The 25366-nt window shown below is 67.9% G+C and carries 28 protein-coding genes; 1 reads left to right on the forward strand and 27 read right to left on the reverse strand.

Annotation, left to right across the window (positions count from 1 at the left end):
* Positions 1-6: 6 nt before the first annotated feature.
* The 12 genes from AC1DEM_RS14710 to AC1DEM_RS14765 form a co-directional block, all read right to left on the reverse strand.
* Positions 7-1350 (reverse strand): hypothetical protein, encoded by a 1344-nt coding sequence (locus AC1DEM_RS14710; RefSeq protein WP_476885053.1) that lies wholly within the window; start codon positions 1348-1350, stop codon positions 7-9.
* The gene (locus tag AC1DEM_RS14715) at positions 1328-3376 is read right to left on the reverse strand and encodes a flagellar biosynthesis protein FlhA (RefSeq protein WP_476885054.1); all 2049 of its coding nucleotides are present in this window, start codon (positions 3374-3376) and stop codon (positions 1328-1330) included. The genes AC1DEM_RS14710 and AC1DEM_RS14715 overlap by 23 nt, the downstream gene beginning before the upstream one ends.
* 109 nt (positions 3377-3485) lie before the next feature.
* Positions 3486-4574 (reverse strand): EscU/YscU/HrcU family type III secretion system export apparatus switch protein, encoded by a 1089-nt coding sequence (locus AC1DEM_RS14720; RefSeq protein WP_476885055.1) that lies wholly within the window; start codon positions 4572-4574, stop codon positions 3486-3488.
* Positions 4574-5332, reverse strand: coding sequence for a flagellar biosynthetic protein FliR (locus AC1DEM_RS14725; protein ID WP_476885056.1), 759 nt, complete (start codon positions 5330-5332; stop codon positions 4574-4576). The genes AC1DEM_RS14720 and AC1DEM_RS14725 overlap by 1 nt, the downstream gene beginning before the upstream one ends.
* Position 5333: 1 nt before the next feature.
* Positions 5334-5609: a flagellar biosynthesis protein FliQ gene (gene fliQ / locus AC1DEM_RS14730; protein ID WP_090582752.1), complete on the reverse strand. Its 276-nt coding sequence runs from the start codon at positions 5607-5609 to the stop codon at positions 5334-5336.
* Positions 5606-6472 (reverse strand): flagellar type III secretion system pore protein FliP, encoded by an 867-nt coding sequence (gene fliP, locus AC1DEM_RS14735; protein ID WP_476885057.1) that lies wholly within the window; start codon positions 6470-6472, stop codon positions 5606-5608. The genes fliQ and fliP overlap by 4 nt, the downstream gene beginning before the upstream one ends.
* The gene (gene fliO, locus AC1DEM_RS14740) at positions 6469-7074 is read right to left on the reverse strand and encodes a flagellar biosynthetic protein FliO (RefSeq protein ID WP_476885058.1); all 606 of its coding nucleotides are present in this window, start codon (positions 7072-7074) and stop codon (positions 6469-6471) included. The genes fliP and fliO overlap by 4 nt, the downstream gene beginning before the upstream one ends.
* Positions 7075-7797 carry a flagellar motor switch protein FliN gene (fliN, locus tag AC1DEM_RS14745; RefSeq protein ID WP_476885059.1) on the reverse strand — a complete coding sequence of 241 codons (723 nt, stop codon included), beginning with the start codon at positions 7795-7797 and terminating at the stop codon, positions 7075-7077.
* The gene (locus AC1DEM_RS14750) at positions 7794-8690 is read right to left on the reverse strand and encodes a flagellar motor switch protein FliM (RefSeq protein WP_476885060.1); all 897 of its coding nucleotides are present in this window, start codon (positions 8688-8690) and stop codon (positions 7794-7796) included. Before AC1DEM_RS14750 ends, fliN begins: the two co-directional genes overlap by 4 nt.
* A gap of 122 nt (positions 8691-8812) precedes the next feature.
* Positions 8813-9640 carry an OmpA/MotB family protein gene (locus tag AC1DEM_RS14755; RefSeq protein ID WP_476885061.1) on the reverse strand — a complete coding sequence of 276 codons (828 nt, stop codon included), beginning with the start codon at positions 9638-9640 and terminating at the stop codon, positions 8813-8815.
* The gene (locus tag AC1DEM_RS14760) at positions 9637-10455 is read right to left on the reverse strand and encodes a motility protein A (protein WP_476885062.1); all 819 of its coding nucleotides are present in this window, start codon (positions 10453-10455) and stop codon (positions 9637-9639) included. The genes AC1DEM_RS14755 and AC1DEM_RS14760 overlap by 4 nt, the downstream gene beginning before the upstream one ends.
* A 2-nt stretch (positions 10456-10457) precedes the next feature.
* Positions 10458-10760 carry a flagellar FlbD family protein gene (locus AC1DEM_RS14765; RefSeq protein WP_277527762.1) on the reverse strand — a complete coding sequence of 101 codons (303 nt, stop codon included), beginning with the start codon at positions 10758-10760 and terminating at the stop codon, positions 10458-10460.
* A gap of 274 nt (positions 10761-11034) precedes the next feature.
* Between AC1DEM_RS14765 and AC1DEM_RS14770 the strand changes: the two genes are divergently transcribed.
* Positions 11035-12201 carry a cytochrome P450 gene (locus AC1DEM_RS14770; protein WP_476885063.1) on the forward strand — a complete coding sequence of 389 codons (1167 nt, stop codon included), beginning with the start codon at positions 11035-11037 and terminating at the stop codon, positions 12199-12201.
* 138 nt (positions 12202-12339) lie between these two features.
* On the opposite strand, the gene AC1DEM_RS14775 is transcribed toward AC1DEM_RS14770, so the two are convergent.
* From AC1DEM_RS14775 to fliD, 15 genes are all read right to left on the reverse strand, one after another.
* Complete coding sequence (locus AC1DEM_RS14775) at positions 12340-13503, reverse strand: flagellar hook protein FlgE (protein ID WP_476885064.1); 1164 nt, start codon at positions 13501-13503, stop codon at positions 12340-12342.
* 32 nt (positions 13504-13535) lie between these two features.
* Positions 13536-13970: a flagellar hook assembly protein FlgD gene (locus AC1DEM_RS14780; protein WP_476885065.1), complete on the reverse strand. Its 435-nt coding sequence runs from the start codon at positions 13968-13970 to the stop codon at positions 13536-13538.
* Positions 13971-13988: 18 nt separating this feature from the next.
* Positions 13989-15995: a flagellar hook-length control protein FliK gene (locus AC1DEM_RS14785; protein WP_476885066.1), complete on the reverse strand. Its 2007-nt coding sequence runs from the start codon at positions 15993-15995 to the stop codon at positions 13989-13991.
* Entirely contained in the window at positions 15992-16687 is a 696-nt protein-coding gene (locus tag AC1DEM_RS14790) for a C40 family peptidase (RefSeq protein ID WP_476885067.1), read from the reverse strand. The genes AC1DEM_RS14785 and AC1DEM_RS14790 overlap by 4 nt, the downstream gene beginning before the upstream one ends.
* The gene (locus AC1DEM_RS14795) at positions 16684-17118 is read right to left on the reverse strand and encodes a flagellar FliJ family protein (RefSeq protein WP_476885068.1); all 435 of its coding nucleotides are present in this window, start codon (positions 17116-17118) and stop codon (positions 16684-16686) included. The genes AC1DEM_RS14790 and AC1DEM_RS14795 overlap by 4 nt, the downstream gene beginning before the upstream one ends.
* On the reverse strand, positions 17115-18443 hold the full coding sequence (locus AC1DEM_RS14800; RefSeq protein ID WP_476885069.1) for a FliI/YscN family ATPase: 1329 nt from the start codon (positions 18441-18443) through the stop codon (positions 17115-17117). The genes AC1DEM_RS14795 and AC1DEM_RS14800 overlap by 4 nt, the downstream gene beginning before the upstream one ends.
* Entirely contained in the window at positions 18440-19171 is a 732-nt protein-coding gene (locus tag AC1DEM_RS14805) for a FliH/SctL family protein (protein WP_476885070.1), read from the reverse strand. The genes AC1DEM_RS14800 and AC1DEM_RS14805 overlap by 4 nt, the downstream gene beginning before the upstream one ends.
* On the reverse strand, positions 19161-20177 hold the full coding sequence (gene fliG, locus AC1DEM_RS14810) for a flagellar motor switch protein FliG (RefSeq protein ID WP_476885071.1): 1017 nt from the start codon (positions 20175-20177) through the stop codon (positions 19161-19163). Before fliG ends, AC1DEM_RS14805 begins: the two co-directional genes overlap by 11 nt.
* Positions 20174-21784 (reverse strand): flagellar basal-body MS-ring/collar protein FliF, encoded by a 1611-nt coding sequence (gene fliF, locus AC1DEM_RS14815; RefSeq protein ID WP_476885072.1) that lies wholly within the window; start codon positions 21782-21784, stop codon positions 20174-20176. Before fliF ends, fliG begins: the two co-directional genes overlap by 4 nt.
* A complete protein-coding gene (gene fliE / locus AC1DEM_RS14820; protein WP_476885073.1) occupies positions 21784-22101 on the reverse strand; it encodes a flagellar hook-basal body complex protein FliE in 318 nt (105 codons plus the stop codon). The genes fliF and fliE overlap by 1 nt, the downstream gene beginning before the upstream one ends.
* Complete coding sequence (locus tag AC1DEM_RS14825; protein WP_476885074.1) at positions 22101-22493, reverse strand: flagellar basal body rod protein FlgC; 393 nt, start codon at positions 22491-22493, stop codon at positions 22101-22103. The genes fliE and AC1DEM_RS14825 overlap by 1 nt, the downstream gene beginning before the upstream one ends.
* Complete coding sequence (locus AC1DEM_RS14830) at positions 22493-22834, reverse strand: flagellar basal body rod protein FlgB (RefSeq protein ID WP_476885075.1); 342 nt, start codon at positions 22832-22834, stop codon at positions 22493-22495. Before AC1DEM_RS14830 ends, AC1DEM_RS14825 begins: the two co-directional genes overlap by 1 nt.
* Positions 22835-22979: 145 nt before the next feature.
* The gene (locus AC1DEM_RS14835; protein WP_476885076.1) at positions 22980-23405 is read right to left on the reverse strand and encodes a hypothetical protein; all 426 of its coding nucleotides are present in this window, start codon (positions 23403-23405) and stop codon (positions 22980-22982) included.
* Positions 23398-23910, reverse strand: coding sequence for a flagellar export chaperone FliS (fliS, locus tag AC1DEM_RS14840; protein ID WP_476885077.1), 513 nt, complete (start codon positions 23908-23910; stop codon positions 23398-23400). The genes AC1DEM_RS14835 and fliS overlap by 8 nt, the downstream gene beginning before the upstream one ends.
* Positions 23907-25241, reverse strand: a complete 1335-nt coding sequence (fliD, locus tag AC1DEM_RS14845; protein WP_476885078.1) for a flagellar filament capping protein FliD — start codon at positions 25239-25241, stop codon at positions 23907-23909. Before fliD ends, fliS begins: the two co-directional genes overlap by 4 nt.
* Between the last annotated feature and the right edge of the window lie 125 nt (positions 25242-25366).

Here is a 25366-nt window from a genome sequence, read left to right on the forward strand (position 1 = left end):
CTCAATCTACCCTTCCGCGCGGGGAGCGTCGGACGATTCCCGCCGGTTCTGCCATGTCGGAGCCGGCCCAGCCGGGCGCCCGTCGATCCAGCCCACAGGCAGTCCCAGGCCGTTGACGCTTTCGGGTGACCCGGTCTCCGCGGCGCCGACCACGGCTACGGCGCTGACGTTGAGCTGGGCGGACAGCACGCTGACCCAGCGCGCCGTGTCCTCGTGCTTGCGCCCGGCGTCGACCACTACCCAGATCTGGTCGGCCGAGAGCGCGGCTACGGACTGCACCCGGGCCAGGGCGTGACGGGCTTTGCCGAGTCCGAACGCCACCAGGACCGTGCGCTCCGTCACCACGGCGTGGGCGCGTGCGGCCGTGGCGCTTTGGCGTCCGTCCACGTGCAGGTGGCCATACGCGGAGAGTTCGCCGGCGGTCCGCACATCGGCACCCCCGGCCGCCATAGACATCGTCAGTGCAGTGTCCATGGCGTCCTCCCCCAGCCCGATCAGGACCACGAGATCGCCGACGCCGGTCAGCGGAGCAGGGGCGCCCGGCGCACGGGCCGCCGCGCTGCCCGGCGAGCTGCCCGGCGCAGCAGCTGAGGCCAGCCGACCGCCGTCGTTGGCTCCGGGAAGTCCGGGAGCGGGCGGTACGGCAGCGGGGCCCGGATCGCCCGAGGGAGCCGGCCGCCCGGGGTTACCGACGACGGCGGCCGGTTCCGCCGGGGTCCGGAGCCCGGCGCCGAGCTGTTCGAGAAGTTCTGCGAAGTCCGGCGACTCGGTGGATACGCCGGCTGTTGCGGGCCGGTGCAGGCTCAGCTCAACGGCGTCTGCCTCTTCCAGCAGTGCGGCGATGGCGGCGCCCTGCAGCTGATGGGACGGGAGCTGATGGGACGGCAGCGGGCGAGTTGGGCCTGGGGCGGCCGGTGCCGTCGCAGGGACCGCCGGCGCTCCGGCCCGGGCTGCCGGCCGGGCCGGCGTTGCGGAAGTTGTGCCGGCGTCATCCTTGCCGGCGGTGCTCACTCCGGCGGGACCCCCGGCGGCCCCACCGGCGGGACCCCCGGCGGGCCCACCGGCGGCCGTGCCCGGCCCACCGGCGGCCGTGCCCGGCTCGCCTGCGGCCAGGCCCGGCTCGCCTGCGGCCAGGATGTCGGCGTCGGGCACCACCTCACCGGTCACCACCTCGTGCTTGGACAGGATCTCGATCATGGCCTCGTAGCGGTCCTGGGCGAAGAGACCGGCGATTCCCGGGCTGATGACGCGTTCGGCGGACACGATTCGGGCCGCGGGTCCGTAGAGTTGTTCTGCCTTGCGGCGGATTTCCTCGAGCGAGGCTCCCTTAAGCCGATAGCGGTTCGGCATGGCGCACCACTCCTACTGTTTCGATCCGGACGTTGGCAGAGGTCACCTCGCGGTAGGACAACACGGGCACGGACCCGGGCTGCGCACCGATGAGACGGTGGATGGCGGGCCGGAGCGCCGGTGCGCACACGAGTACGGCCTGGCGGTTGGCGGCGGCCGCTGCGTCAACGGCGGAGCCGACCGAGCGCAGCACGGCATCGAGCTTGTCCTGCCCCATGACGATCTGGCTGCCGCCTTCCGCGGGGCGCATGTCCTCGAGCATGTGTTGTTCGAGGACGGGGTCGATCATGATGACGTTGAGCACGGGCCCGTCCATGAACTTGGCCGTAAGAGCGGGGCCGAGGGCCTGCCGGGCGGCTTCCACCAGCGATTCCGGGTCCGTGGAAATCTTGGCCCGGAGCGTGAGGGCCTCGTAGATCCGGGCGAGGTCGTTGATGGGCACCTGCTCATCCAGGAGGCCCTGGAGAACCCGCTGCAGCTCGGCCAGGGAGAGCAGGGCCGGGGTCAGTTCGTCGACGGCGGAGGGGCTTTGCTTGCGCACGCCCTCGGTCAGCACGCGGACGTCCTCACGGGACAGCAGCCGGGCAGCGTTGGCCGAGACGATGGAGGACAGGTGGGTGACCAGGACGGAGACCCGGTCGATCACGGTGGCGCCCGTCATTTCGGCGTTGTGGCGCATTTCCCCCGGGATCCATTTGCCGGCAAGGCCGAACACGGGTTCGATCATGGCCGGGCCGGGCAGGGAGTCCAGGTTTTCGCCCAGCGCCAGCATTTGGCCGCTCGGGGCCGTGCCGCGCCCGGCTTCCACGCCGGCGATCCGGATGGAATAGGTGGCCGGCGGCAGGTCCACGCTGTCCCTGGTGCGCACGGGCGGGATGACGAGGCCCAGCTCCATGGCGATCTTGTGCCGGAGCGACCGGACCCGGGCCAGGAGGTCGTCGGACGCGCCGGAGACCATGTCCACGAGATCCGGTGCCAGCAGGATCTCCACGGGGTGGACGCGCATATCCTCCAGCAGTTTCTCGTTCGGATCCATTTCCGGGAAGTTCAGCGCGGTCGACTCGGCTTCCCGGGCTGTCTCCGCCAGCCTCTGGTTTGCGGCGGTCCGGCGGGAGGCGATGATCAGGCCTACGCCGACGAGGATGAACGGCAGGGGCGGCATGCCGGGAATCAAGGCCATGGCGATGGCGGCGACGCCGGCGATCATGAGCGCGTTAGGCGACTGCAGCAGCTGTGTGGAGGCCGTCCGGCCCATGTCCGACTCAGCGTTGGACCGGGTCACGATCATGCCCGTGGAGACGGCCATCAGCAGTGCCGGGATCTGTGTGACGAGCCCGTCGCCCATGGTCAGGAGGCCGTAGGTGTTCAGTGCATCGCCGATTTCCATGCCGCGCTGCACCATGCCGATGGCGATGCCGCCGATGAAGTTGATGATGATAATGATGATGCCCGCGATGGCATCGCCCTTCACGAACTTCGAGGCGCCGTCCATGGCACCGTAGAAGTCGGCCTCGGCCGAGACCTCGGCGCGCCGCTCCCGGGCCTGGGTGTCGGTGAGGAGTCCGGCGTTGAGGTCGGCGTCGATTGCCATCTGCTTGCCGGGCATGGCGTCGAGGGTGAACCGGGCGCCCACCTCGGCCACGCGCTCGGCGCCCTTGGTGACCACGACGAACTGGATCACGACGAGGATGAGGAACACGACGGCGCCGATGATCATGGAGCCCCCCACCGTGACCTTGCCGAAGGCCTCAATGACCTGCCCGGCGTACCCGTTGCCCAGGACCAGGCGGGTGGAGGCGACGTTGAGGCCCAGCCGGAACAGCGTGGCAACGAGCAGCAGGGACGGGAACACGGAGAAGTCCAGCGGCTTCTTCACAAACATGCTGGTCAGCAGGACCAGCAACGCCAGCAGGATGTTGCAGACAATGAGGAAGTCGAGCAGCGGCGCGGGCACGGGAACCACCAGCAGGAGCACGATCCCCACGATGCCGATGGGCACCGCCAGCCGGTTCAGCCTGTTGTTCATGGTGCGGTCCTTTCACAGACGCTGGTTCCCAAGGTGTTCATGCCGCGTGTCACGGTGTGTTGGGTGCTGCGGTGCTTGCCGTGTTTCACGGTGTGTGGCTTGCCGCTTCTCATATGGCCGCGGCCGTGCTGGTCATGCGGTGCATCCCGGCGCCGGCGCCCCGGGCCTTGAGGGCCATGACGAAGGCAAGGACTCCGGCAACTGCCCGGTAAAAGTCCACCGGGATCTCGTCCCCCAGCTCGCAGGCCCCGTGCAGGGCCCTGGTCAACGGGATGTCCTGGACCATGGGGACGTTCTTCTCTTCGGCCTCTTCCCTGATCCTCGCAGCCACATGGCCGGCGCCCTTGGCCACCACGCGGGGCGCGGACTTGCCCGGATCGTACTTGAGCGCCACCGCCACGTGAGTGGGGTTGACCAGGACGACGTCGGCGTCTCCGATGGCGGCGATCATGCGGTTCCGGCTCATGGCCATCTGGCGCGCCCGGCGCTGGGACCGGATGAGCGGGTCGCCCTCGCTGCTCTTGTTCTCGTCCTGGACTTCCTTCTTGGACATCCGGGCCTTCTTGCGGTTGCGCCGCATCACGACGAAGAAGTCGGCCGCGGCCAGCACGATTCCGGCGGCCACCGCAAACTGGACCAGCGATGCAACGCCGCCCGCCGCGGCGGCCGTGACGCCGGCAACCGGCAGTCCTCCCGCGGTCAAAAGCACCGGGACCAGCCCCTGCACCACGCTGTACAACACCAGCCCCACCACCGTGGCCTTCAGCAGCGCCTTGAGGCCACCCCACACCGCCTGGGCGCCGTAAAGCCGCTTGATCCCGCTGAGCAGGTTGAAGTGTTCGAATTCGAGCCTGAATTTCTTCAGGTGGACACCGCCCTGGAGGGCGGAACCGGCGAGGACAGCCAGGAACACGACGATCAGCAGGGGTCCGATGATCCCAGCGATGGACGCGAACCCGTCTTCCAGCGCCCGGACGGCTTTGCCGGGATCCGGGGCGGACATGATCCCGCGGACGCTGAAGAGCTGGTCCGTGGCGGCGCTGGCGGCCCGGTCCACGGTGCTGGGCAGCATGAGCGCGGCGGCGCCGACTCCGACCCAGGCGGTGAGGTCCTGGGAACGGGAAAGCTGGCCCTTGGAGCGGACCTCCTTCATCCGTTTGTCGGTGGCTTGCTCGGTCTTTTCCTGTGAATCCGCCATCAGCCCACCCCCAGCACGGCTTTGGCCGCCTGTCCGGCGAGGCTGGAAACGATCCGGGGCAGGGCCACGAACATGAAGCCGGCCAGCATCAGAGTGAGCAGGATCTTGAGCGGGAAACCGAGTGAGAAGGCGTTCAGCGCCGGCGCCACGCGGGTCAGCAGGCCGAGTCCGACGTCGGCAAGGAACAGGACCACCATGAGGGGGCCAGCGATCTGCACGGCAGCGAGGAACATGCCGGACACTGCCGCGATGATGGCCTGCACCGGCTGGGCCAGGTCTATGCCCCCGGCCAGCGGCAGGGCCGCGAAGCTGCCGGTAAGGCCCGTGATGACCAGCTGGTAGCCGTCCGAGGCGAACAACAGGGCCAGCGCCGCCATCTGCAGAAGCCGGGTGAACTGAGCGCCGTTGACCATCATTTGGGGATCAAAGGCCTGCGCCATCTGGAATCCGCTGGAAAGGTCGATCAGACTGCCGGCGGACTGGATGGCGGAGAAGATCACCAGGACCAGGAAGCCAAGGATGAGACCCGTGACGAGCTCCAGGACCACACCGGTGACGAATCCGGCAGTGTCGCGGGGCGTGTAGCCCCCGACCATGCGCTGCGTCACCGCCAGGCCCAGCCCCAGTCCCAGCATCGCCTTCACACGCCCCGGAAAGGCCTGGTGGGAGAAAGGCGGAGCCACGATCAGGAAGGCGGTCATCCGGACCGTAGCCAGCAGCAGTACTTCCAGCCAGGTCGGGTCGATGGGGATGCCCACCTCACAGGCCTCCGAGCAGGGACGGGATCTTCGCGAAGAGGTCGTTTGTGAACGAGACCATCTCCGAGATCATCCAGTGTCCGCAGACGATCAGGGCCACGGCAACCGCGGCCGCCTTGGGCACGAAGGACAGGGTGGCTTCCTGCAGCTGCGTGATGGACTGCAGCAGGGAAATGGCCAGGCCCACCACCAGCGCCGTGACCAGCACCGGCGCGGCGAGCTTCGCGGCCACAATCATGGCCTGGAGGCAGATGTCCAGGACCGCGTTAGCGTTCATCCTGAACCCGCGTAGCTCTGGACGAGTGCGGTGATGATCAGGCCCCAGCCGTCCACGAGGACGAACAGCAGGATCTTGAAGGGCAGCGAGATCATGACCGGCGGCAGCATCATCATGCCCATGGACATCAGGGCAGCGGACACCACGAGGTCGATAACGAGGAAAGGTATGAAGATGACGAAGCCGATGATGAACGCGGCACGGAGTTCGGAGATCATGAACGCCGGGATCAGGGTCTGCAGCGGGACGGCCTCAGGAGTGGCCGGGTTCTCGGCGCCGGCGGCGCGGGACATCAGGGCGATGTCCTCTTCCCGCGTGTGGGCAAGCATGAAGTGCTGCAGCGGACCCGACGCGGCACTGACCGCACCGTTGAAGTCCAGCTTGCCGTTGAGGTAGGGCTGGATTCCGAGATTGTTCATCTCGTTGATGACGGGCCACATCACAAAGATCGAGAGGAACAGGGCCAGCCCGGCCAGGACCTGGTTTGGCGGGATGGACGGCAGGGACAGCGCGTTGCGGGTCATGGCCAGGACCACGAAGATCTTGGTGAAGGACGTCATCATCAGCAGCAGCGACGGTGCAACGGCTAGGAGCGTAATCCCGATCAGGGTCAGGACTGCGGTGGAGGGTTTGCCGTCCATCCCGTTGATCTGGATGTTGACGTTCCCGCCGTCGGGACTGGCGGGGTCGGCCGGCGGTACCGGCGCCACGGGGTCGATGGGGGCGGCGTGGCCGGCCGTGGCGTTGAGCCACAGCAGGAGGACGGCAAAGAGCACGACGGCGACCCCCAGGCCCAGGAGCCTGAGGGATTGTGCGACAGCGGTTCGCGGACGGGTGGTGCCGGTGGCGAGCGGGAAGATCAATTGCGTCGTCCGCTCCTGAGCGCGGCGGCTGCCTGCTTCCAGGTGGAGCCGGCCAGAATGGAGCCGTGCAGGGGCGGATGGCCCGAAGCGCTGCTTGCGCCGCCGCGGCTGGCGGGGCCGCGGGCATGGGAGTTGCGGTGAAGGGAGCTGCGGCGGGACGGCGGCAGGTCCCGGTCGCCGTCGGCGGCCTCATCTGCGCCGTCAGCGCCGTCGCCGGCGGCGGCATCACCGGTGGGCCCTGCAGGCCGGCTGCTGAAGTGGTTTCCGGCGAGCGGGCTGGCCTCGGCCAGGATCCGGGCGAAATCGCCGAGGCCGCGGCTGATGCCGGGGACCGGGACTTCTTCGGGTTCGGGCGGGATGTCCCCCGTGTGCAGGACGTTGACGGCGTGCTCGGTGACGCCCAGGAGGAAGCGCTGCCCGGCGGCGTCGACCACCACCACGGAGGCTTTCTGTCCGAGGCTCTGCCGGCCGACGATGGTCAGGGCGCGGTCAGCCCGGCGCCGCCCGGCGCCTTGGCCCAGCCGGCGCTGGAGGAACCACATGAGGCCAAGCACCGCGCCCAGGGCCACGACTACCCGTAGCCCGAGGATCAGTGCGTCCATTCAGCTGAGCCCCTCGGCGACGTCGAGGATCCGGGTGATCCGCACCGCGTAGTCCTGGTCGAGGACCACAACTTCGCCGTGCGCGATCAGGCGGCCGTTGAGCAGGACATCGGCCGGGGCGCCGGCGGAGCGGTCCAGTTCGATGATCTTGCCCGGCTCCAGCGAAAGCACGTCCCGGACCGACATCCGGGTGCGTCCGATCTCCACGGTCAGGGCCATTTCAATGTTGTTGATGCGGCCGAGCCGGCCGGCTACCGTGTCGCCGCCGGCGAACAAGTCCCCGGAGCGGTCCTGGCTGGTGCCGTGTTCGCGGAGCCGGACGGCAAACCAGGCCGCGGCGTTGCTGCCGTCGGAGAGTTCAAAGACGGCCGTGTCGGGGTCCGAGAGGAGCCCGGAGACGTCGGATTCGCGCAGGTCGGACAGGACACCGGCGCCGAAGACAGAGCTGGCGCTTTCCATCGCGGGGCGCAGGACGTCAGTCACAGAGACGTGCCCCAGCTGGGACCCTGCCCCGGCGGCCTCGTCAAGGAAGGTGCGGTCGCTGAGCATGAGGGCGAGGTCAGCCGTCACCGCGCCCACGAAGGTCGCCGTGACTGCTTGCCGGGCGTAGGCCGCCGCGGACCGGGCAGGCACCAGGGCGACAACTTTCAGGGCTACCGGACTCGGCAGCTCCTCGACAAGCCGTTCCGCCGACAATTCGTGCTTGGTCAGGGTGATGCTCATCGTTGGTTCTCCTCGATTGTGACAATTACTGCGGCCGCGCGGGAGCCGTTGCGGGCCGGTGCGGCGGTTGCCAGCCGGGTTCCGTCCAGGGTGAGATCAAAGGGCCTGTTTTCCAGGTGCGGCAACGTCAGGACGTCGCCGACTGCGAGTCCCAGGACCTGGCTCGGGGTGACGAACGACGTCGAGAGCCGCACCGAGAGTTCCACCGGCACCTGCTCCAGCTGGGCGCTGATGCGCGCGGGCGCGTCGTCGCGGGAGTCGGTCGGGTTGACCTTCTTGAGCCGTCCCAGCAGGATGCCGGCCGGAACGGCCAGGGTGGCGGGGGCGTTGACGTCGCCGACGCTCATGGTGAAAGAGGCGACGATCATCAGTTCGCTCGGCGCGGCGGCCTGGGCGAACTGGGAGTTGTACTGGATTGTGTCCACCCGGACGGCCTCGCTGAGCAGCGGGCCCAGGGAGTAGCCGAGGTCTTCGAGGGCCTCGTCCATGAGGCCCTTGACCAGGGCCTGTTCGATCTGGGTGAACTTGCGGTCCGGCATGGGCGAATCGGTGGAGGCGCCGAGCATGCGGTTGACCCAACCGAGGGCGGCCGGGCCGGGGAACTGCACTACGAGCTTGGAATCGTGGGCTTCCACGGTGCACAGGACCATGGCCGTGACGGCGGGCAGCGAGGCGGCGTATTCGTCGTAGCTGAGCATGCTGACGTCTTCAAGGCGCACCACGGACTTGACGCGGACCTTGGCGGTGAGCTGCGTGCCCCACTGGCGCGCGAAGGTCTCGAAGGCGAGCTCCAGTACTCGGCTGTGTTCCCGGGCGAGCGTCGCGGGACGCCGGAAGTCATAGACACTGACGGTCCGCTCCCGTGCCACTTCCCGCTCATCCAGAACACTCACGGTTGCCACTATCGGCAAGGGAACTCGTGGCGTAAGCAGTACGCCTTAGGCAATACCTGCAGGCAGGCAATGGCAGGCAATCGCAGGCAAAGCAGTAGCCAATACCCGAAGGCAATATCCGCCTACTTCCCGCTCTGTTTCAATGCCTCCGGGATCAGCGCCCGGACGACGTCGGGCTTGTCGGATAGGACCACGATGTCCACCCGGCGGTTGCGCTCCATGAGCGCCGGGGTGGAGTCGTCGTTGACCTGGCGGGCCGATCCGAACGCGACGGCGCCGATAGTGCCGGGGGCAATGCGGCCGTTGTCCACCATGTACCGCAGGACGTTGACGGCGCGCGCCGAGGACAGTTCCCACGTGGAGGGGTAGGAGGTGATGCCGTTCGCAGCGTGGCCCTCGATCATGATTTCCATGTGGGCCGGCTTCAGGACCGGGGAGATGACCTGCAGCACGCGGGTGGCCCGGGAGGTGAGCTCGGGCCGGTCGGGTTTGAAGAAGGCCTGTGATCCGACGAGTTTGACCGTCAGGCCGCGCTGGTCGATCTGGAACTCGACGTTCTCGCTTAGCCCGGCGGCTGCCAGCCCGGCCTGCATTTTCTTCTGCAGCTCTTTGAGCTTGTTTACTTCTTTGACCGCTTCTGCCATGTTTTTCTCGGGGGATGCGGTTGCCGCGCCCTTGACGGCGGCGAAGGCCTCAAGGTCCTCGTTCACGAGTTCCGGCGGCACCACCGTACCCGACGCCGTGTCCACGGTTTCCGACGCGACCGCGCCGAACCCGGTGGCCAGGGAGTTGCGGAGCTTTTCAAACTTGTTGGCATCCACCGTGGACATCGCGAACAGCACGATGAACATGCACATCAGCACGGTGACCATGTCCATGTAAGACGCCATCCAGCGTTCGTCGACGTGGTGTTCTTCCGGCTTCTTCCGCCCGCGCCGCCGGGGGCTCACGCGGCCTCGTCCATCCTGTCGGACTTGTCCGCGCCGGCCTTCTTACCGCCGCCGCCGGAGGCCTTGAGCTGGTGCTCTGGGACCATGGCGCGGAGCCGTTCGGCGAGCAGCAGCGGCTGGGCGCCGGACTGGACCGACAACATGCCTTCCATGAGCAGCGTCATCCGTTCGATGTCCAGCTCCGAGAGCCGGGCCATCCGGGCGCTGAACGGAAGCCAGATGAAGTTGGCCGAGAGCAGGCCCCACAGGGTCGCGACGAAGGCTGCCGCGATCATCGGGCCAAGGTGGTCCGGCGTGGAAAGGTTTTCCAGGACGTGGGTCAGGGACACCACGGTGCCGATGATGCCCACGGTGGGAGCGTAGCCGCCGAGGCTCGCGAAGAATTTGGAGTTGGCGTGGTCGCTGCGGGCCTTCGAATCGATCTCGTCCTCCATCAGCATCCGGAGGTCCTCGGCGTCGGTGCCGTCGGCTATGTTCTGCAGGGCACGGGCCAGGAAGGGGTCCTTGACGCTGGCCGCTTCCTCTTCCAGGGACAGCAGGCCCTCGCTGCGGGCTTTCTCCGCGAAGCGGACCATCTGGTCGATGCTTTCCTGCGGCTTGGCGGTCTTGCCGAGGAACATCTTGGGGAGGGCTTTGAACGCCTGGAGAACATCCTTGATGGTGTTTCCAGCGATCCCGACGGCGAGCGTGGCACCGAAGACCAGGATCATGGGGGCGGGGAGGAGCAGCGCTGACAGGCTGGCGCCCTCGAGCGACACCATGGCGATAACGGAGCCAAAGGCGAGGAGCAGTCCGATGACTGTTGCGGGATCCATCGTTACTTTCTGGGTTGCGCGGGCGCCGTGGGGCCGGCGCCGTCGTCGGAGGGGTCGTCGTCCTGATCGTCGGTCCGGACCAGGCTGAGTGGATATCCGGTGATGGCCGGAAAGTCCCGGGCCTTGCTCAGGATGTATGCCCGGTAGTCGGCGATGAGCTCCACCACTTCGGCGAGGCTTTCCAGCACCACGTAGGCGGCGCCGTCGAGCGTCACCAAGTGCGTATCCGGGCTCTCGTGGATGCGTTCAATGAGGTCCGGATTGACCGCGAAGCGCGTTCCGTTGAGGCGTGTGACGACGATCATGGGCCGATTCTGCTCTGTGAGGGGAAGGGTGTTCTCCTCCGTACTGTCGGCAGGACCGGCCCCTTCGTTAGGCGCCGCGGCAACGTGCCGGTTCCGCCAGGTGGCGGAGTTGGGCCAGAATCCCCATGCCAAGGCTGTTCCGCCGTATTAGGGTGGGGGCTGACGGGGCCGCGCGGCCCGTCCCGTCGGACGCCTGCTCGGTGGCAACTCGTCCCTTGCAAGTTGGTCCAGTCCCAGCAAGCGACGGCCGTCCGCCTCGTCAGGAAGGCCAGCCATGGTGCCATTTCCGGCTCTGGAGCAGCCGTTGAACCCGTTTCCCCGCTACGAAGCCATGCGCCACAGTGAACCCGTTTTCCAGGACCAGGAGACCGGGGTGTGGCACGTGTTCCGCTACGACGACGTGCAGCGTGTCCTGTCCGAGCACGCCACGTTTTCTTCCCGGATCGGCGGGGACAACCCCTCCGAAACGGGCCAGCTCTTCGCCGCCAGCCTGATTAACACGGACCCTCCCAGGCACCGCCAGTTGCGGTCCCTGGTGTCCCAGGCGTTCACCCCACGGTCAGTGGAAGCGCTCGGCCCGCGGATCTCGGAACTCAGCGACGAGTTGCTGGACCCGGTGGTCGGTGCCGGCGCCGCGGACCTGATCGACCGGCTGGCCTATCCGTTGCCGGTAATCGTGATCGCGGAGCTGATGGGCATCCCGGCCGCGGACCGGGACCGGTTCAAGCAGTGGTCCGACGTGATCGTGAGCCAGACCCGCCCGGGCGCCGACGAGACCGGGCACATGGCCGCGCACCGGGAAATGGCGGAGTACTTCACGGGCATGATCGAGCAGCGGCGCCGCCGGCCGGGCAATGATCTCATCAGCGCGCTCCTCGCCGCCGAGATCGACGGGCAGAAGCTCAGCGTCATGGAGCTGCTCGGATTCTGCGCCCTCCTGCTCGTTGCCGGCAATGAAACCACCACCAACCTGATCGGCAATGCGGTGCTGTGCTTCACCGAAGCGCCGGGCACAGCGGAGCGCTTGATCGCCGAGCCGGCGCTGCTCCCGCAGGCGATCGAAGAAGTGCTGCGGTACCGCTCCCCCGTGCAGTCCATGTACCGGATCTCCGCCGTCGACACGACCCTGCGCGGCCTGCCCATACCTGCGGGCTCCCCGATCGTGGCCTGGATCGGCTCGGCGAACCGTGACGGGGAGCAGTTCCCGCACCCTGAGGTGTTCGACGTCGGACGCTCACCGAACCGGCACCTCGCCTTCGGGCAGGGCGTCCACTTCTGCCTCGGCGCGCCCCTGGCCCGTCTCGAGGCCAGGATAGCGTTGCAGGCCGTGCTCTCCCGGTTGCCCGGGCTGGCCGTGGCTCCCGGGGCGCAGCTGGAGCGGATGGAAAGCACAATCGTTTATGGAGTGAAACAACTTCCCGTGTCCTGGCAGGCTGCCTGACGGCGAGCCCCCGGGCCCCGCCCGTGCCCCCTGCCCTCTGCCTTAACAGACCCGTTGCCCTATCACTTTTGGCTGCTAAAAGGTGACAGCCGTACGTGATAGGGCAACGCGGGGGGTGGGGGGTTAGCGGCAGGGGGACTAGCGCTTGAGCTGGGTCAGTTCCTGCAGGACCTCATCGGAGGTGGTGATGATGCGGGCGTTGGCCTGGAAGCCGCGCTGGGCAACGATCAGGTTGGTGAACTCCTGCGACAGGTCAACATTCGACATTTCCAGTGAGCCGCTGGTCAGGGTGCCGATGCCGGGGTCGCCCGCGGCACCGAGCTGCACGCCGCCGGAGTTGCCGGTTGCCACGTAGGAGGAGCCGCCGGCCTTCTCCAGGCCGGCCGGGTTGGTGAACTTGGCGAGGGCGATCTTGGCCAGGACCTGCTTGATGCCGTTGCTGAACGACCCGATCAGGGAGCCGTCGCTGCCCAGCGAGTAGGACTCGAGCTTGCCGACGGCGGCACCGTTCTGGCCGCTGACGGCCAGCGAGCTCATGGTGGCGTAGCCGGAGACCTTGGAGACGTCGATCGTGATGCCGTTGATGGCGATGGGGGCACCAGCGTTCAGCTTCCCGTTGGTGAAGGCCAGGGAACCCGCGTTTGTTGCGCCGCCGTCGCCGGAAGCATCCCAGCCTGCCCCCGTTTTGGTGAACGTCAGCGTCAGGCTGCTTTCCTTCCCGTTGGCGTCGTAGACATTGACGACACGGTCCAGTTTGGTGCCATTTGCGACGTCGCTGGGCAGGTTCCCGTCCAGCGTCACCGTATCCGTGGCCTTGGCCACCATGGTGTTGGGGTTCAGCGTGATGTCGCCGACCGGAGAGCCAGCGTTGATGACGCCGTTGGTGGCGGTCCAGCCCTGCAGGATGCCGCCGTCGGGGCTCACCAGCTGGTTAGCCGCGTCCGGGCTGAACGCACCGGCTCGGGTGAACAGCTGGCTGCCGCCCTTGCTGGTGACGAAGAAGCCGTCACCGGAAATCATCATGTCGCTGGCGCGGCCGGTGCTCTGCGAAGAGCCCTGGGAGAAGTTGGTGGTGACACCGGCCACCCGGACGCCGAGGCCGATCTGGGCCGGGTTGCTGCCGCCGGTCGCGGGCTGCGGGCCGGTGGCGCCCTGCTGCAGCTGGGACAGGGTGTCCTGGAACTGGGTGGAGGAGGCCTTGAAGCCGGCGGTGTTGACGTTGGCGATGTTGTTGCCGGTAACGTCCAGCATGGTCTGGTGGGCGCGAAGGCCCGAGATTCCGGAGTACAGCGAGCGGAGCATGGGAACTGCCTTTCTACGGGTGAAGAAACTGGTTAGGAAGCGGCCGGAGCAGTGAGCCCGGTGACGGAGTCGAGGGGAACGGCGAGGTCGCCGATCATGACGGACGGGACCGAGCCCGCGTAGGAGACGGACTTGGCGATGCCGGCCCCGGTGGTGCCATCCGCGAGGGTGTAGCCGACCGAGTGTCCGATCAGCTGGGCGGCTGCCGTCCGCATCTGGAGGGAGAATCCCTCCTTGCTGTTGGTGGTCAGCTCGGTCATTTTTTCCATCATGGAGAGCTGGAGTGTCTGGCTCATCATCTGGTTGGTGTCCATGGGCGCGCTCGGGTTCTGGTTCTTGAGCTGCGTCACGAGCAACTGCATGAACACGTTGGCATCCATGCTCTGCGCAGGTGTCCGCACGGCGGATGCCTGGGAGGCCTCCCCCACCGCCGTTACCGGCTGGGATGCGATCGGCTGAATCGTCATAAGTCGCGTTCCTTCGTGTCAGACAAGAATGTCGAGGGTGGTTTGGGGGCCGTTCAATTTCCTGGCGGTGCGCAGGGCTTGATCATCGGCCAGCGCGTCCCAGCGGTGTCCGGGCCTCGGCTCGGACGGCCCGTTCCGGCCGCCCGGGCCGGAGCCGCCACCGCCGGGGTCACGGCCGGCGGCGAACTGGGCGCCGGAGCCTGCCCGGTCCTGGCCGGTGCCGTTGTGGCCCCCGCTCAGTCCGGAGCCTCCCGGGCCGCTGTGATCTGAAAGGCTGAGGCTGGCCCCGAATCCGGCCTCGCGGAGTTCCTTGCGGAGGTCAGGCAGGATGCCGCGGACCGCTTCACGTCCGGCGTCGCCCGGGGCGAAGAGCTCAATCCGGACGCCCGCGGCGTCGATCTGGGCCCGGACCGTCAGCGGGCCGAGATCTTCAGGGCTGACCTTGAGCGTCATGATGTGCTGGCCGTGCGGCGCCCCCACGAGCGTGAAGAGCGGTTTGGCCAGCTGCGGCTGGAGGGCCGCCGCGAACTGGGGGGCCGGCTGGGACGCAGGCTGTGACACAGGCTGTGCTGCGGGCTGGAACGCAGGCTGACTCACCGTTGCGGCCGTGGGCGGCTGGGCGGGTGTTACAGCCAGCGCCGGGCCCGTGTTGTCCGGAGCGGACGGTGTCTCTGCGGGCTTGCCCGCCGGCGCGGCGGCCGGACCTGACAGGATGTCGGCGCGCGCCGGAGCGGCCGCGGGAGCCACGGCGCTACCCACGGCGCTGGCGGCGGCGGTCGTGGGGGTCGTGGCGGTCCGGGCTTGCCCGGACGCGGGCGGCGCGACGGCAGCGACGACGGTGGTTGCAGCGGTGGCGCCTGTCCCGTTGCCCGCGGGCCCGGTAGCCGCTGAGGCGGTGCCCGCTGGCGAAGCCTCATGCACAGAACCACGTCCGCCAAGTCCTGACGCGGTCATTGCTACCGCTTTGGCCGGTGTGGTGGAGGCGGCGGGGGCCGCCTCCACGGTGGCGGCCGGGGCCCCACCGGTAGATGCAGCCGCGGGCGACCCGCTGGCCACCTGGGCGAGATCGGGCGCAGCAGTGGTCCCCTCCGTGCCGGAGACCGATGAAACCGACGGAGAGGCCACAGCGATGGCAGACGCGGCGGCCGGTGTAGAAATCTGGGCGGAGGCAGGGGCAGCTGCAGGGGCGGAAACCGGGGCGGTGGCTGGCAGGCCGCCGGGCGCAATGGATCCGCTGGCAGCCCCGGCAAATGGGATTGCGCCCATGGTCTGTGCGGCCGCACCGGCGGGCGGGTTGCCCTCCCGCACGGTCCGGTCGGGGACGGAGACAGGCCTCTGCTGCAGCGTCGCGGACAATCCAGTGGCCGCGATAACTGGGCCCTGGGCGGCGGCGGCCGCCACCGCGGCGGGAAGAACGGCGGGAGGAACGGCCGGATGAACGGCCGCGGTTACGGAGGCGACGCCGGCCTGTCCCGGAGCAGGGGAACGATCGATACGATCCGACGCCGGCGCAAGGGCCTGCGCTGCCTGTCCGGGCTGCGCTGACGCACGGGCCTGGGCTGACGGTCCTGTCTGGGTAAGGGAGACGAACTGGGCCGAGGAGAGCTGAGCCGGTGCGTACTGGACTGGGGCGACCTGGACTGGGGCGACCTGGACTGAGGCAATCTGCGCAGGCCCAGGGCCGGCAGCCGAGGCGGCATCGGTTCCCGGAGCGGCCCAAGAAGGGGCGGCGTCAGCCGTCACGGGGTTTCCGGCGGGGCCGGCCGGCGAAGCGAGATCCGCGCCGCCGTCGCGCTCCGGACGTTCCGGCGCCCCGTCGTCGGTCACCGGTACTTCAGTGGCGGTGCCCGGCCCGGCAGCGCTGCCGTTGCCTTCTGCACCCTGGACGTCGTTGAGGACGGCGTCGAAGGACGCGGCCTCCGGGTTCCCGTTGCCGCCCCGCGGTTCCGTGCCCTGCCGGGCTGCCCGGGCCGGTGCGGCAGTTGCCGGCGCAGCCGCGAGAGCCATCGATGCTGCGGCCTTCATGATGCCGTCCCTGCGGGAACGATGCGCCGGATGGAGGTCAGGTTGGACTGCTGCTCCCAGGCGTCGCGGATCTGGATGGTTTTGCCGGGCACGGGAGCGTCGATTGCCTTCCCGTTGCCCAGGTAGATGGAAATGTGGTTGCCGCCGAAGCTCACCAGAAGGTCTCCGGGTTTCGCCTCGGCGAGGGAGGCCACCGGGGTGCCCTGGCGCATCTGGTCGCTCACCACGCGGGGAAGCTCCACACCGAGGTCTTTGAAGACCCGCTGGGTGAAGCCGGAGCAGTCCATGCCGGTGGCCGGATTGGTTCCGCCCCACACATAGGGAACACCGATGTACTTCTTTGCCACTGACACGACGTCGTTGCCCGTCGCGGCACCGCCGGTGTGTACGGTTCCCGTGGACTGGGCGCCAGTGAGCGCGGCGGTCCCGGCCGCCGTCGTGCCGCCGAGCCCCAGTGACGTGCCGAGGCCCAGGCCGTCCGTGAGGGAAGCGGCATCGGTTGTGCCGTTCCCGCCCAACGCCGCGGCAAGTGCCTGGGTGAACGTGCCGGAGTCGCCTGTGCCCGTCGCGGTCGCGAGCGAGGTCGCCGCCGCAGCCTTGGCGGCGCTTGTTTCCGTGGCCGCGGGCCGGGTCAGTTCCGCAATCATGGACTGAATGCCCTGCATCCGGCTGATCGCTTCGGTCATGCTCATGGCTTCACCTGCAGTTCGTCGCGGTGCCAGAGCGTCGAGGCGATCTCGTCCAGGGCGGATTGTTCGGCGCGCAGGTCCGCGGAGTTGACCTCGGCGTCGTGGCGGGCTTCCAGTTTTTCCAGCCCCACGGACCGTGTCCGGGCCGCGATGAACTCCGCGCGGGCCTTGGCCTCGTCAACCTCGGCCAGGTGCGTGAGGTTCTGCAGGTCCGCGAGCATGCTGTGCGAGGACGAGCGGGCGGCGGCCACAGCGCGCAAGGATGCCGAGCTGGAGATGGGGTCATCCGTGGCCGCAAGCTCGCGGCGGGCGGCGGCCTCGCGTACCCGCACGGAGCTGGAACGTGAGCGCGCGCGGGCCAGCCCGGTCGCCGCCTGGTCCTGCTGGAGCTGGCGGAGGCGCAGGAGGCCAGCTAGAGAAAATTCGCGGTTCATGCTGCTGCTCCCAGGATCGAAGTGAGGTGGCCGAGCCGCTGCCAGGACTCGGGGTGGGCCGTGGATTCGTCCATCGGCTGCTGGAGGAAACCGCTGACGTCGTGCTCGTGGTTCAGCGCTGCGTCCACCAGCGGGTTGGTCCCGGTCTGGTAGGCGCCGACGTCGATCAGGTCCTGCGCCGCCTTGCGGGCCGCGAGGACCCGGCGGAGCGTGGCCGCTGACTCGAGTTGGGGCCGCGAATTGACCTTGCTGGCCACCCGGGACACGGAGCCGAGCACGTCCACGGACGGGAAGTGGCCCGTGATGGCAAGCTTGCGGTCCAGGACCACGTGGCCGTCCAGGATGGACCGGGCGGCGTCGGCGATGGGCTCGTTGTGGTCATCGCCATCCACCAGCACGGTGTAAATGCCGGTGACAGAGCCGGTTTCGGCCGTGCCGGCGCGTTCCAGCAGCCGCGCCAGGATGGAGAAGGTCGACGGCGGGTAGCCGCGGGTGGCCGGGGGCTCGCCGGCCGAGAGGCCGATCTCGCGCTGGGCCATGGCGACGCGGGTGAGGGAGTCCATCATGAGGACCACATCCTGGCCCTGGTCACGGAAGGACTCGGCGATCCTGGTGGCGGTGAAGGCTGCGCGCATGCGCATGAGGGCTGGTTCGTCGGAGGTGGCGACCACCACCACGGAGCGCGCCAGGCCGGCGGCGCCGAGGTCGTCCTCGAGGAATTCACGGACTTCGCGGCCGCGTTCGCCCACGAGGGCGATCACCGAGACCTCCGCGTCGGTACCCCGGGCGATCATGGAGAGCAGGGAGGATTTGCCGACGCCCGAGCCGGCAAACAGGCCCATGCGCTGGCCCTTGCCGAGCGTCGTCATGGTGTCCAGGACGCGCACGCCGGTCTGCAGCGCGGTGTCGATGCGGGCGCGTTTCATGGCGTTGGGCGCCTCGTTGTCGATCGGCACGCGCGGTCCGCTGAGCAGTGGGCCCTTGCCGTCGATCGGCCGTCCCAGGCCGTCAAGGACGCGGCCGAACAGACCTCGCCCGGTGGGAACCAGCACCGCGCTGCCCTTGGTACGGACGGGATCACCGGCGGCCACGCCGGCCAGCCGACCCAGCGGCATGCAGCGCACGGAGCCGTCCAGTGCGGCGACGACTTCGGCGTCAAGGCCCGGGTTCTCCCCCACGGTCACGAGGTCACCCAGCGCGCAATCCAGTCCTGACACTTCCAGGCCCAGACCGATCACTGAAGTGACGACGCCAACCCGTTGCGGAGCAGCCGCGGCCAGCGCGGCGGCATAGTCGGCACCCTTCGGGCGCCACTCGGCGATCATCCCTGTCCCCGGTAAGCGCCGCCGGGATAATCACCGGGAATTCCGGCGGCAATGCCGCCGGAAGGATCGGCGTCGGCCTGTCCGGCCTGTCCCAACTGTGCCTCTCCCAACTGCGCCTCTCCCAACAGTGCCGTGCGGGCACGCCCCAGGGCTGTGCGGAGGCTGGCATCGAACCAGCCCTGCTGGTACTCGACCTTCGCGTCGCCGCGGCCCAGGGAGGGGTCCGCGATGAGCGGCAGCCCGGCGGGCAGGTCCTGGCCTTCCCGGCTGAGGACATCGATGTCCGCCGGGTGCAGCCGGATGGCCAGCACCGTTGCGGCATCGTTCCCGGAAAGGGCGCGGGCCAGGGCGGCACGGGCGGTCCGGGTGCCTTCGGCCAATTCGTAGCCGAGGATGGCCTCCGCCAGTTCCAGGGCCGTGCGGGCCAGGATTTCCTCGGCGTCCTGCAGGGCCTGCACGTTGCGGTGCGAAAAATCGGTCCGCGCGACGGCAAGGGCACGTACGGCACGGTCCAGGTCCTGTTGCCCGGCGGCCAGGGAGGCGGCCTGTTCGGCGGCCATCCGGTCCCGCCAGCGGCGCTGTTCCTTCGCAGCGGCACGCACCCCGGCTGCATAGCCGGCGGCGTGGCCCTCGGTGTAGCCAGCCTGCTCGGCGGCCGGGCCACTTGACCGCAGCGAGGGGAAGACGATGCGCGCCGGGGCAGGGGCAGCGCCGCTGTCAGTAGACATAGTCTTCCTCGTCCCCGCGCTGGATGGTGATCTGGCCTTCGGCCTCGAGCTCGCGGATGGACCGGACGACGGCGGCCCGCGCCTCTTCGATCTGCGAGGCCCGCAGCGGCCCCAGGCCGGCGATCTCGGATTCGAGGATTTCCAGGTTGCGCCCGGAGACGTTGGTGGTGATGGTCTCCAGGACCGGCTCGGAGGCGCCCTTCATGGCCATCGCCAGGACGGCGGCGTCGAGTCCGCGCAGCACCAGCTGCACGTCGCGGCGCTCCAGTTTGACGATGTCGTCGAAGGTGACCATCTGGGCCCGGATCTCCACAGCAAGGTCGGGATCGAGCAGGTCCAGGCCGTCCAGCACGGACCGTTCCGTGCCGGCGTCTGTCCGGTTGATGATCTCCAGCAGCGGCTGGATGCCGCCGACCACCTTGGAGGCCTGCTGGGACACAGCAGCGCCGCCGCGGAGTTTGAGGGTATCGGCGACGATCCCGATCGCCTCGGGCGCGCCGGATCCCATGGTGGCGATGCTGAGGGCGACGTCGGCGCGCAGGGAGCCGGGCAGCCCGGACATCACGGCCGAGGCCTTGCGCGGGCTGAGGTGGGCGAGGACCAGGGCGATGGTCTGCGGCAGTTCGCCGTCGATCAGGGCCAGGACCTGCACGGGCTCGATGTCTTCGAGGAACTCAAAGGACTTGCCGGCCATGTTGACCGTGAGACGGTTCATGAGTCCGGCGGCCCTTTCCGAGCCAAAGGACGCCTCCAGCAAGCCCTCGGCCAGTTCCCGGCCGCCCCGGGCCTGGCGCGGGCTGGTCAGCGCGGTCTGGTGGAAGTCCTTCATGATCTGCTCGGCGACGTCCGGGTCCACCTTGCGGAGCTTGACGATCTCCCCGGCAATTTCCTCCGCCTCGGTGTCCGTGAGCTGGGCCATGACTTTGGCGGCATTCTCGGGGCTCATCTGCATCAGGACGACGGCGGCACGCTGGGTGCCGGAGAGGAGCGTATCGGCTGTTTTCATACCGATTGCCTGTCATCCATGAGGCTGCGCAGGTAATCGGCGGCCCGCTCCGGGTTGGCGGCGACCATGCTGTCGATCTCAAACCGGCGGCGCTCGGATTCCAGCTGCTCGATGCTCGGGCCGGGAAGCGGGGGCAGGGCGGTGATCGGGATCGCCGACGTCGCTGGGGCGGGGGGAAGGGCCACCACGGGCGGTGCCACGGGCATGATCTCCAGGTCCAGGCGTTCGCCGAGGTCCACGGGCTCGCGCTTCTGGCGCCGCCGCAGGATGATCGTGACCACCAGGGCCAGGATCAGCAGGCCCAGCAGGATGCTGCCCGCGGTGACTATGGTGCCGAAGAACGCGGCCTGCTTTTCGGCTTCGGCGTTGGCCTTGGCATCGGCGAGCGCTTTGGCGGCGTCGTCGGCGGCGGCGGTGCTGAACGGCACCACCTCAACGGTGACAACGTCGCCGCGCGCGGTGTCGGCTCCGGCTGCGGAGGTGACCAGGTTCTTCAGCGAAGCGAGGTTCAGGCCGCCGGCGGCAGCCTGGCTGACGGCTACGGAGATGGTCTGCCGCTTGATGGCACCGGCCGGGATGACCCGGTCCTCGGTGACTTTGTTGACGGCGTTGTTCTTGGTCGCGGTGGAGGAATCGAAGTTGCCGTTTCCACTTGTGTTGCCAGGCACAGCGATGTTGTCCGGGCCGAGGACGCCGGCGGCCCCTCCCCCGGTTCCGGTGTATTTCTCGGTCTTGGACGATTCACTGAGCGGCAGGGCGCCGGCGGTGTTGGAGAAAGTTTCGCTCTTCTGCTGTGCGGATTCGCCCGTCACATCGGCGGCGACGGCGACCGTGGAGTTCCCCGGGCCCACTACGCGGTCCATGACGGCCTTGACGGCGTCCGAAGTGCGCTGCTGGTAGTCGCTGGCCTGCTTGGTGGACGAGCCTGCGGTCCCGCCGCCAACAGTGGACAGCACGTTGCCCTGGGAATCGACCACGGAGACGTTGGCGGGTTTGAGGTTTTCGATGGCGGCAGAGGTCAGGTGGACGATCGCCTGCACGCGGTCACTGGACAGGGTGGCTCCGGCGTCGGTTTCAATAAACACCGAGGCGGTGGTGTCCGGGGTCTTGGACACAAACACCGTCTTTTCGGGGATGGCGAGCCGGACGGCGGCGGTTTTCACGCCGTCCATGGCGGAGATCGTGCTGGCAAGTTCGCCCTCGAGGGCGCGTTTGTACGTCACGGACTGCTGGAACTCCGAGGACGTCACGCCCATCTTGTCCAGCAGGGAGTACCCGGTGGCGGCGGCAGTCGGCAGGCCCGCGGCCGCGGCCTTGAGGCGTTCGTCGTAGACCTTGTCCTGCGGCACCAGGATGGTGGATCCGCCGTCGCTGAGCTCGTACGGAACGTTGTCCTTGCGGAGCTGTTCGACGATGCCGTTTGCGTCGGTGATCTGGAGGCCGGAAAACAGGGGGGTGAGCACCGGGCGGGTGAGCCAGGCGGACAAAGCCACAATGCCGACCACCAGCAGGGCAGCGCCAAGCACGGCCAAGGTGCGCTGGCCGGCGGTGAAGCTCTTCAGGCTCGCGCCGAAGCGCTGGAAGAAGGCGGTTATCTGCGGAGGCATCAGGCCTGCATCCTCATGATCTCGTTGAAGGCGTCAACGCCCTTATTGCGCACGGTGGCCATGAGCTCGAGCGTCACCTGGGCGCGGGTAGCGGCCAGCGTCGCGGTGTGGATGTCGTCCAGGTTGCCGGTGACGGCAGAGACAGCCAGCTGGTTCGACGTCGACTGCAGCTGCTGGAGGTTATCCACCGCGCCGGTGAGGGACGTTGCAAAGGCGGAGCCGTCCGTGCCGGCAACCGGGGCCGCTCCGTTGCTTGCGCCGGTGACATAGCTTGTTGGCAGGACACCCTGGACGGGGGCGATGGGGGCGACAGTCATTAGGAGCGTCCAATCTCAAGGGCGGCCATGTAAGTTTCGCGGGCGCGATCCACTACCTGTGCGTTTGCCTGGTAGCCGCGCTGGGCGATGATGAGCGCGCCCATCTGTTCGGCCATGTCAATGTCCGGGTACTTGACGTTGCCGTTGGCGTCCGCCAGCGGGTGATCCGGCTGGTAGACGATCCTGCCCGCGGCGTTTCCGAGCTGGGTGCTCTTGACGTACACGCCCGAGCCCTCCGAGCCTTCGGCGGCCTCGACGTACCGGGCCTGGAAGGCAGGGCCGGACGTGGCCGAGGCGTTGTTCATGTTGGCGAGGTTGTCCGAGACAGCATCGAGCCACTTGCGGTGGACGGTGAGGGCGGAGCCTGCAATGCCGATAGCGTCGAAAGTCATCAGCTGGTCCTCAGGGCGGAGCGAACGGCGGTGAATTCGGTGTTGACGGCGCGGGCGGCGAATTGGAAGCGCAGCACGGTGTCGATGTTGGATAGCGTTTCGGTGTCCAAGTTGACGTTGTTGCCGTTGAGCTGGGTGGGCTCCAGGGACTCTGCCGTGGTTGCCTGGACGCTGCCGTCGCCGGACTTCACCGACGCCGCGAGGGCGTCCTCAAAGCTGACGCGCTTCGCGTGGTAATTTGGCGTGTTGATGTTCGCGATGTTGTTCGCGATGGTGCGCTGGCGCAATGCCAGCCCGTCCATGGCACTGGCCAAGGCGGCGGAAGTCACGGATTCGAGCACAGAGTCCTGCCTGGGAAAGGTGGGGGTGGCCGATCCGTGGCCGGTAAGCGAGCGATCCGTGCTCTAACAGTGGTTATCGGCACTGGTCAGCGCCGCGTTAGGTGAAAATGCAACAGTTCTTTCGAAGATTTGAGCTGAGGAGATTTCAGCCGTTGACGTCGAGGTAGATCGCGGCCGAAGACTCGCCCACACCGGGCACTGAGGACACCGCTTGGAGCTGACGGGCCACGTCCATTCGGGCTTCATCGAGCCGGTGGGCAACACGTTCCTGGGCTGCGGCCAGCGCGGCCGCGCGACGCCGCGCGGCCGCCGGCAACGGTCCGGGCCGGGAAGGCGGTGTCCAGCGTTCCACGGGCAGCGGCGCCACGTGGTGAGGCGCTGCGGCGGACAGCGGGCCCAGAGGATCCTTCAGGGTACGTTCGGCGGCCTGCACCGCCATTTCGAGCACATCCAAGATAGCCGTCCAAGCCGTCAGGGCTGTGTCAGCGGCCGCGGATTCGGGCAGGGTTGCGGCGGTGTGGTTGTCACCGGCTTCCCCAAGGCCGGTATCCGCGTCAGCCCGCTCAGCCAAAACCGAGGCTCCCGCCACCTGTTCCGGGCTGGGAGTTCCAGGCTCTGGCTGCCGAGAAGGCGGTGGGGGCTGCGGCGGGGAAGGTTGCGGCGGTTCCGCGGCTGGCGGTGGCAGGCGCCGGGATGACGGCCGCGGCCTCGTGCCAGGCCTGGCGCAGGGGTTCCAACAGTTCGATGGCTTCGCGGGTCAAAGCCGGGTCGCGCTGGATGTTGGCGTTGACCAGGGCCGTAAAGGCGTAGTTATAGACGCCGATCAGCCCGTCGGCGCCATCCCAGGAATCAGTCTTCAAGGACGACACGAGCTCGGCAATGATGGCTTGGGCATGCAGGAGGTTTACCGAGGCGACGGGCCAGTTGGCTCCCTGCTGCGCTGTCTCCGCCCGGCCAAGATCCAGGAGGAGGCGGTCATAGAGCATGGTGAGCAGGCGCGCCGGCGGGGCCGAGAGGACGGAGTCCTCGAGGTACTGGTTGCGCTGAGCCGCGCTTCCGTAGGACGTGGTGGTCATGCTGAACTACTTCCTGAGGAGAGGCCGGCGAGTTGGGAGGAGAGCCACGTCTGCTGGGCCTTCATGTTGCTGAGCGCGACCTCAAGGGCCGAGTAGGTGCTCTTCAGGGTGGCTTGGCGGGAGGCGAGGCGGGTGTCCCAGTCGCCGATCCGATTCGCAAGGTCACGGACCTCGGACTGCTGGCCGGTGATGGTGGTGGTCAGCGTGCCGTCGTACTTGTCCGACGCCGCGGTGGCCGCACTGGCGATGCGCCCGGCGATCTCCTGGACCTTAGCCGCAGTGCCTGCGGGATCAGCGGCCAGGGCGGCAGCAAACTTTGTGGCGTCGAATTCCATGGTGCCGGTCTTGGTGATGCTGATGCCGATTTCCGACGGCGACCGCGGCGGGGTGCCGACTGGCAGTGATGCGGCCGAGAGAATGCTTTGGTTCACCGAACGCACGGTGCTGTCGCCCGCAAAAACCCCGGCGCTCGTGGTGGTGCCGCTGGTGTTGGTCGTAGTGCTCACCGCGGTTTTGCTCGCCACGAGGGAGAAAATGCCGTTGACACCGTCGACTAGATTCGAGGCCAGCTTCGTGATCCCGGCGTCGTCCCGGGCAACGGTGAGGGTCACGGGAGCGGCGGTCACTTCTTTGGCGGTGAGGGTCACGCCAGGCAGAAGGTCGGTGAAGGTGTTGGTCGAAGATTTCACGACCTGAGCGGCAGTTGGACTCGTCGGCCAGAGGGTGATCTCTGCGTCTTGAGCGGTCTTGACATCCGTGAAAGTCGTGCCGGCATCGGAAATAGTGAAGGCACCGGCCTCGCCGGACTTCGTGGCGGCGAACTGGATTCGGAAGTCCCCGCCGCCGACGGCCACTTTTGTTGCAGTTACGCCGGCGCCCGCGGCGTTCACTGCGGTAACGACGTCGTCGAGGTTGCTCCCGAGCGGCTCGATCGTATAGTCCTTGCCCCCGCTGTTGATCGTCATGGTGGTGTACGGCCACCCAACCACGGCGTTCACTTTGGGTGTCACGGTGACCTGGGTCTGCGCCAGCTGGTTTACCTGGAAGTCGATGGAGCCTGCTTTGGCGGCGGCAGTAGTGGTGGCCACGACCTTGTCGCTGCTCGTAGTCGCGGTGTAAAGGTCCAGGGCGCCCGGCTTGGCTGCGGCCGTGGCCTGCGTCGCGAGGGCGGCTACTTTGCTGTTGAGTCCCTGGAGCGCGGACACCATGGATTGGATGTCCGAGGACTTGTTCTTGAGCAGCGTTTGCGGGATTGCTTCCGACTGCATGATGGAGCTGATAAGCGCGGTGGTATCGAGCCCGCTGGCCAGTCCGTCGAGTGAGATCCCCATCGCTGCCTCCCCTTGCTGTCAAAATCTGCTTTGTTGCTGATGCTGTTTCTAAATACAAATACTGCACGTAAGGGCCGGACGATGGTTATGCCATCGTCCGGCCCTTCCGCAGCATAGTGATCGGG

The sequence above is a fragment of the Arthrobacter sp. 05T420 genome, from assembly GCF_056396305.1.

Bases quoted from the DNA above. Each gene is read 5' to 3' on its own strand.
- AC1DEM_RS14710 (WP_476885053.1), bottom strand. From the start codon at position 1,350: ATGCCGAACCGCTATCGGCTTAAGGGAGCCTCGCTCGAGGAAATCCGC.
- AC1DEM_RS14715 (WP_476885054.1), bottom strand. From the start codon at position 3,376: ATGAACAACAGGCTGAACCGGCTGGCGGTGCCCATCGGCATCGTGGGG.
- AC1DEM_RS14720 (WP_476885055.1), bottom strand. From the start codon at position 4,574: ATGGCGGATTCACAGGAAAAGACCGAGCAAGCCACCGACAAACGGATG.
- fliQ (WP_090582752.1), bottom strand. From the start codon at position 5,609: ATGAACGCTAACGCGGTCCTGGACATCTGCCTCCAGGCCATGATTGTG.
- fliO (WP_476885058.1), bottom strand. From the start codon at position 7,074: ATGGACGCACTGATCCTCGGGCTACGGGTAGTCGTGGCCCTGGGCGCG.
- fliN (WP_476885059.1), bottom strand. From the start codon at position 7,797: ATGAGCATCACCCTGACCAAGCACGAATTGTCGGCGGAACGGCTTGTC.
- AC1DEM_RS14760 (WP_476885062.1), bottom strand. From the start codon at position 10,455: ATGGATCCCGCAACAGTCATCGGACTGCTCCTCGCCTTTGGCTCCGTT.
- AC1DEM_RS14765 (WP_277527762.1), bottom strand. From the start codon at position 10,760: ATGATCGTCGTCACACGCCTCAACGGAACGCGCTTCGCGGTCAATCCG.
- AC1DEM_RS14770 (WP_476885063.1), top strand. From the start codon at position 11,035: ATGGTGCCATTTCCGGCTCTGGAGCAGCCGTTGAACCCGTTTCCCCGC.
- AC1DEM_RS14775 (WP_476885064.1), bottom strand. From the start codon at position 13,503: ATGCTCCGCTCGCTGTACTCCGGAATCTCGGGCCTTCGCGCCCACCAG.
- AC1DEM_RS14780 (WP_476885065.1), bottom strand. From the start codon at position 13,970: ATGACGATTCAGCCGATCGCATCCCAGCCGGTAACGGCGGTGGGGGAG.
- AC1DEM_RS14785 (WP_476885066.1), bottom strand. From the start codon at position 15,995: ATGAAGGCCGCAGCATCGATGGCTCTCGCGGCTGCGCCGGCAACTGCC.
- AC1DEM_RS14790 (WP_476885067.1), bottom strand. From the start codon at position 16,687: ATGAGCATGACCGAAGCGATCAGCCGGATGCAGGGCATTCAGTCCATG.
- AC1DEM_RS14795 (WP_476885068.1), bottom strand. From the start codon at position 17,118: ATGAACCGCGAATTTTCTCTAGCTGGCCTCCTGCGCCTCCGCCAGCTC.
- AC1DEM_RS14800 (WP_476885069.1), bottom strand. From the start codon at position 18,443: ATGATCGCCGAGTGGCGCCCGAAGGGTGCCGACTATGCCGCCGCGCTG.
- AC1DEM_RS14805 (WP_476885070.1), bottom strand. From the start codon at position 19,171: ATGTCTACTGACAGCGGCGCTGCCCCTGCCCCGGCGCGCATCGTCTTC.
- fliG (WP_476885071.1), bottom strand. From the start codon at position 20,177: ATGAAAACAGCCGATACGCTCCTCTCCGGCACCCAGCGTGCCGCCGTC.
- fliF (WP_476885072.1), bottom strand. From the start codon at position 21,784: ATGCCTCCGCAGATAACCGCCTTCTTCCAGCGCTTCGGCGCGAGCCTG.
- fliE (WP_476885073.1), bottom strand. From the start codon at position 22,101: ATGACTGTCGCCCCCATCGCCCCCGTCCAGGGTGTCCTGCCAACAAGC.
- AC1DEM_RS14825 (WP_476885074.1), bottom strand. From the start codon at position 22,493: ATGACTTTCGACGCTATCGGCATTGCAGGCTCCGCCCTCACCGTCCAC.
- fliS (WP_476885077.1), bottom strand. From the start codon at position 23,910: ATGACCACCACGTCCTACGGAAGCGCGGCTCAGCGCAACCAGTACCTC.
- fliD (WP_476885078.1), bottom strand. From the start codon at position 25,241: ATGGGGATCTCACTCGACGGACTGGCCAGCGGGCTCGATACCACCGCG.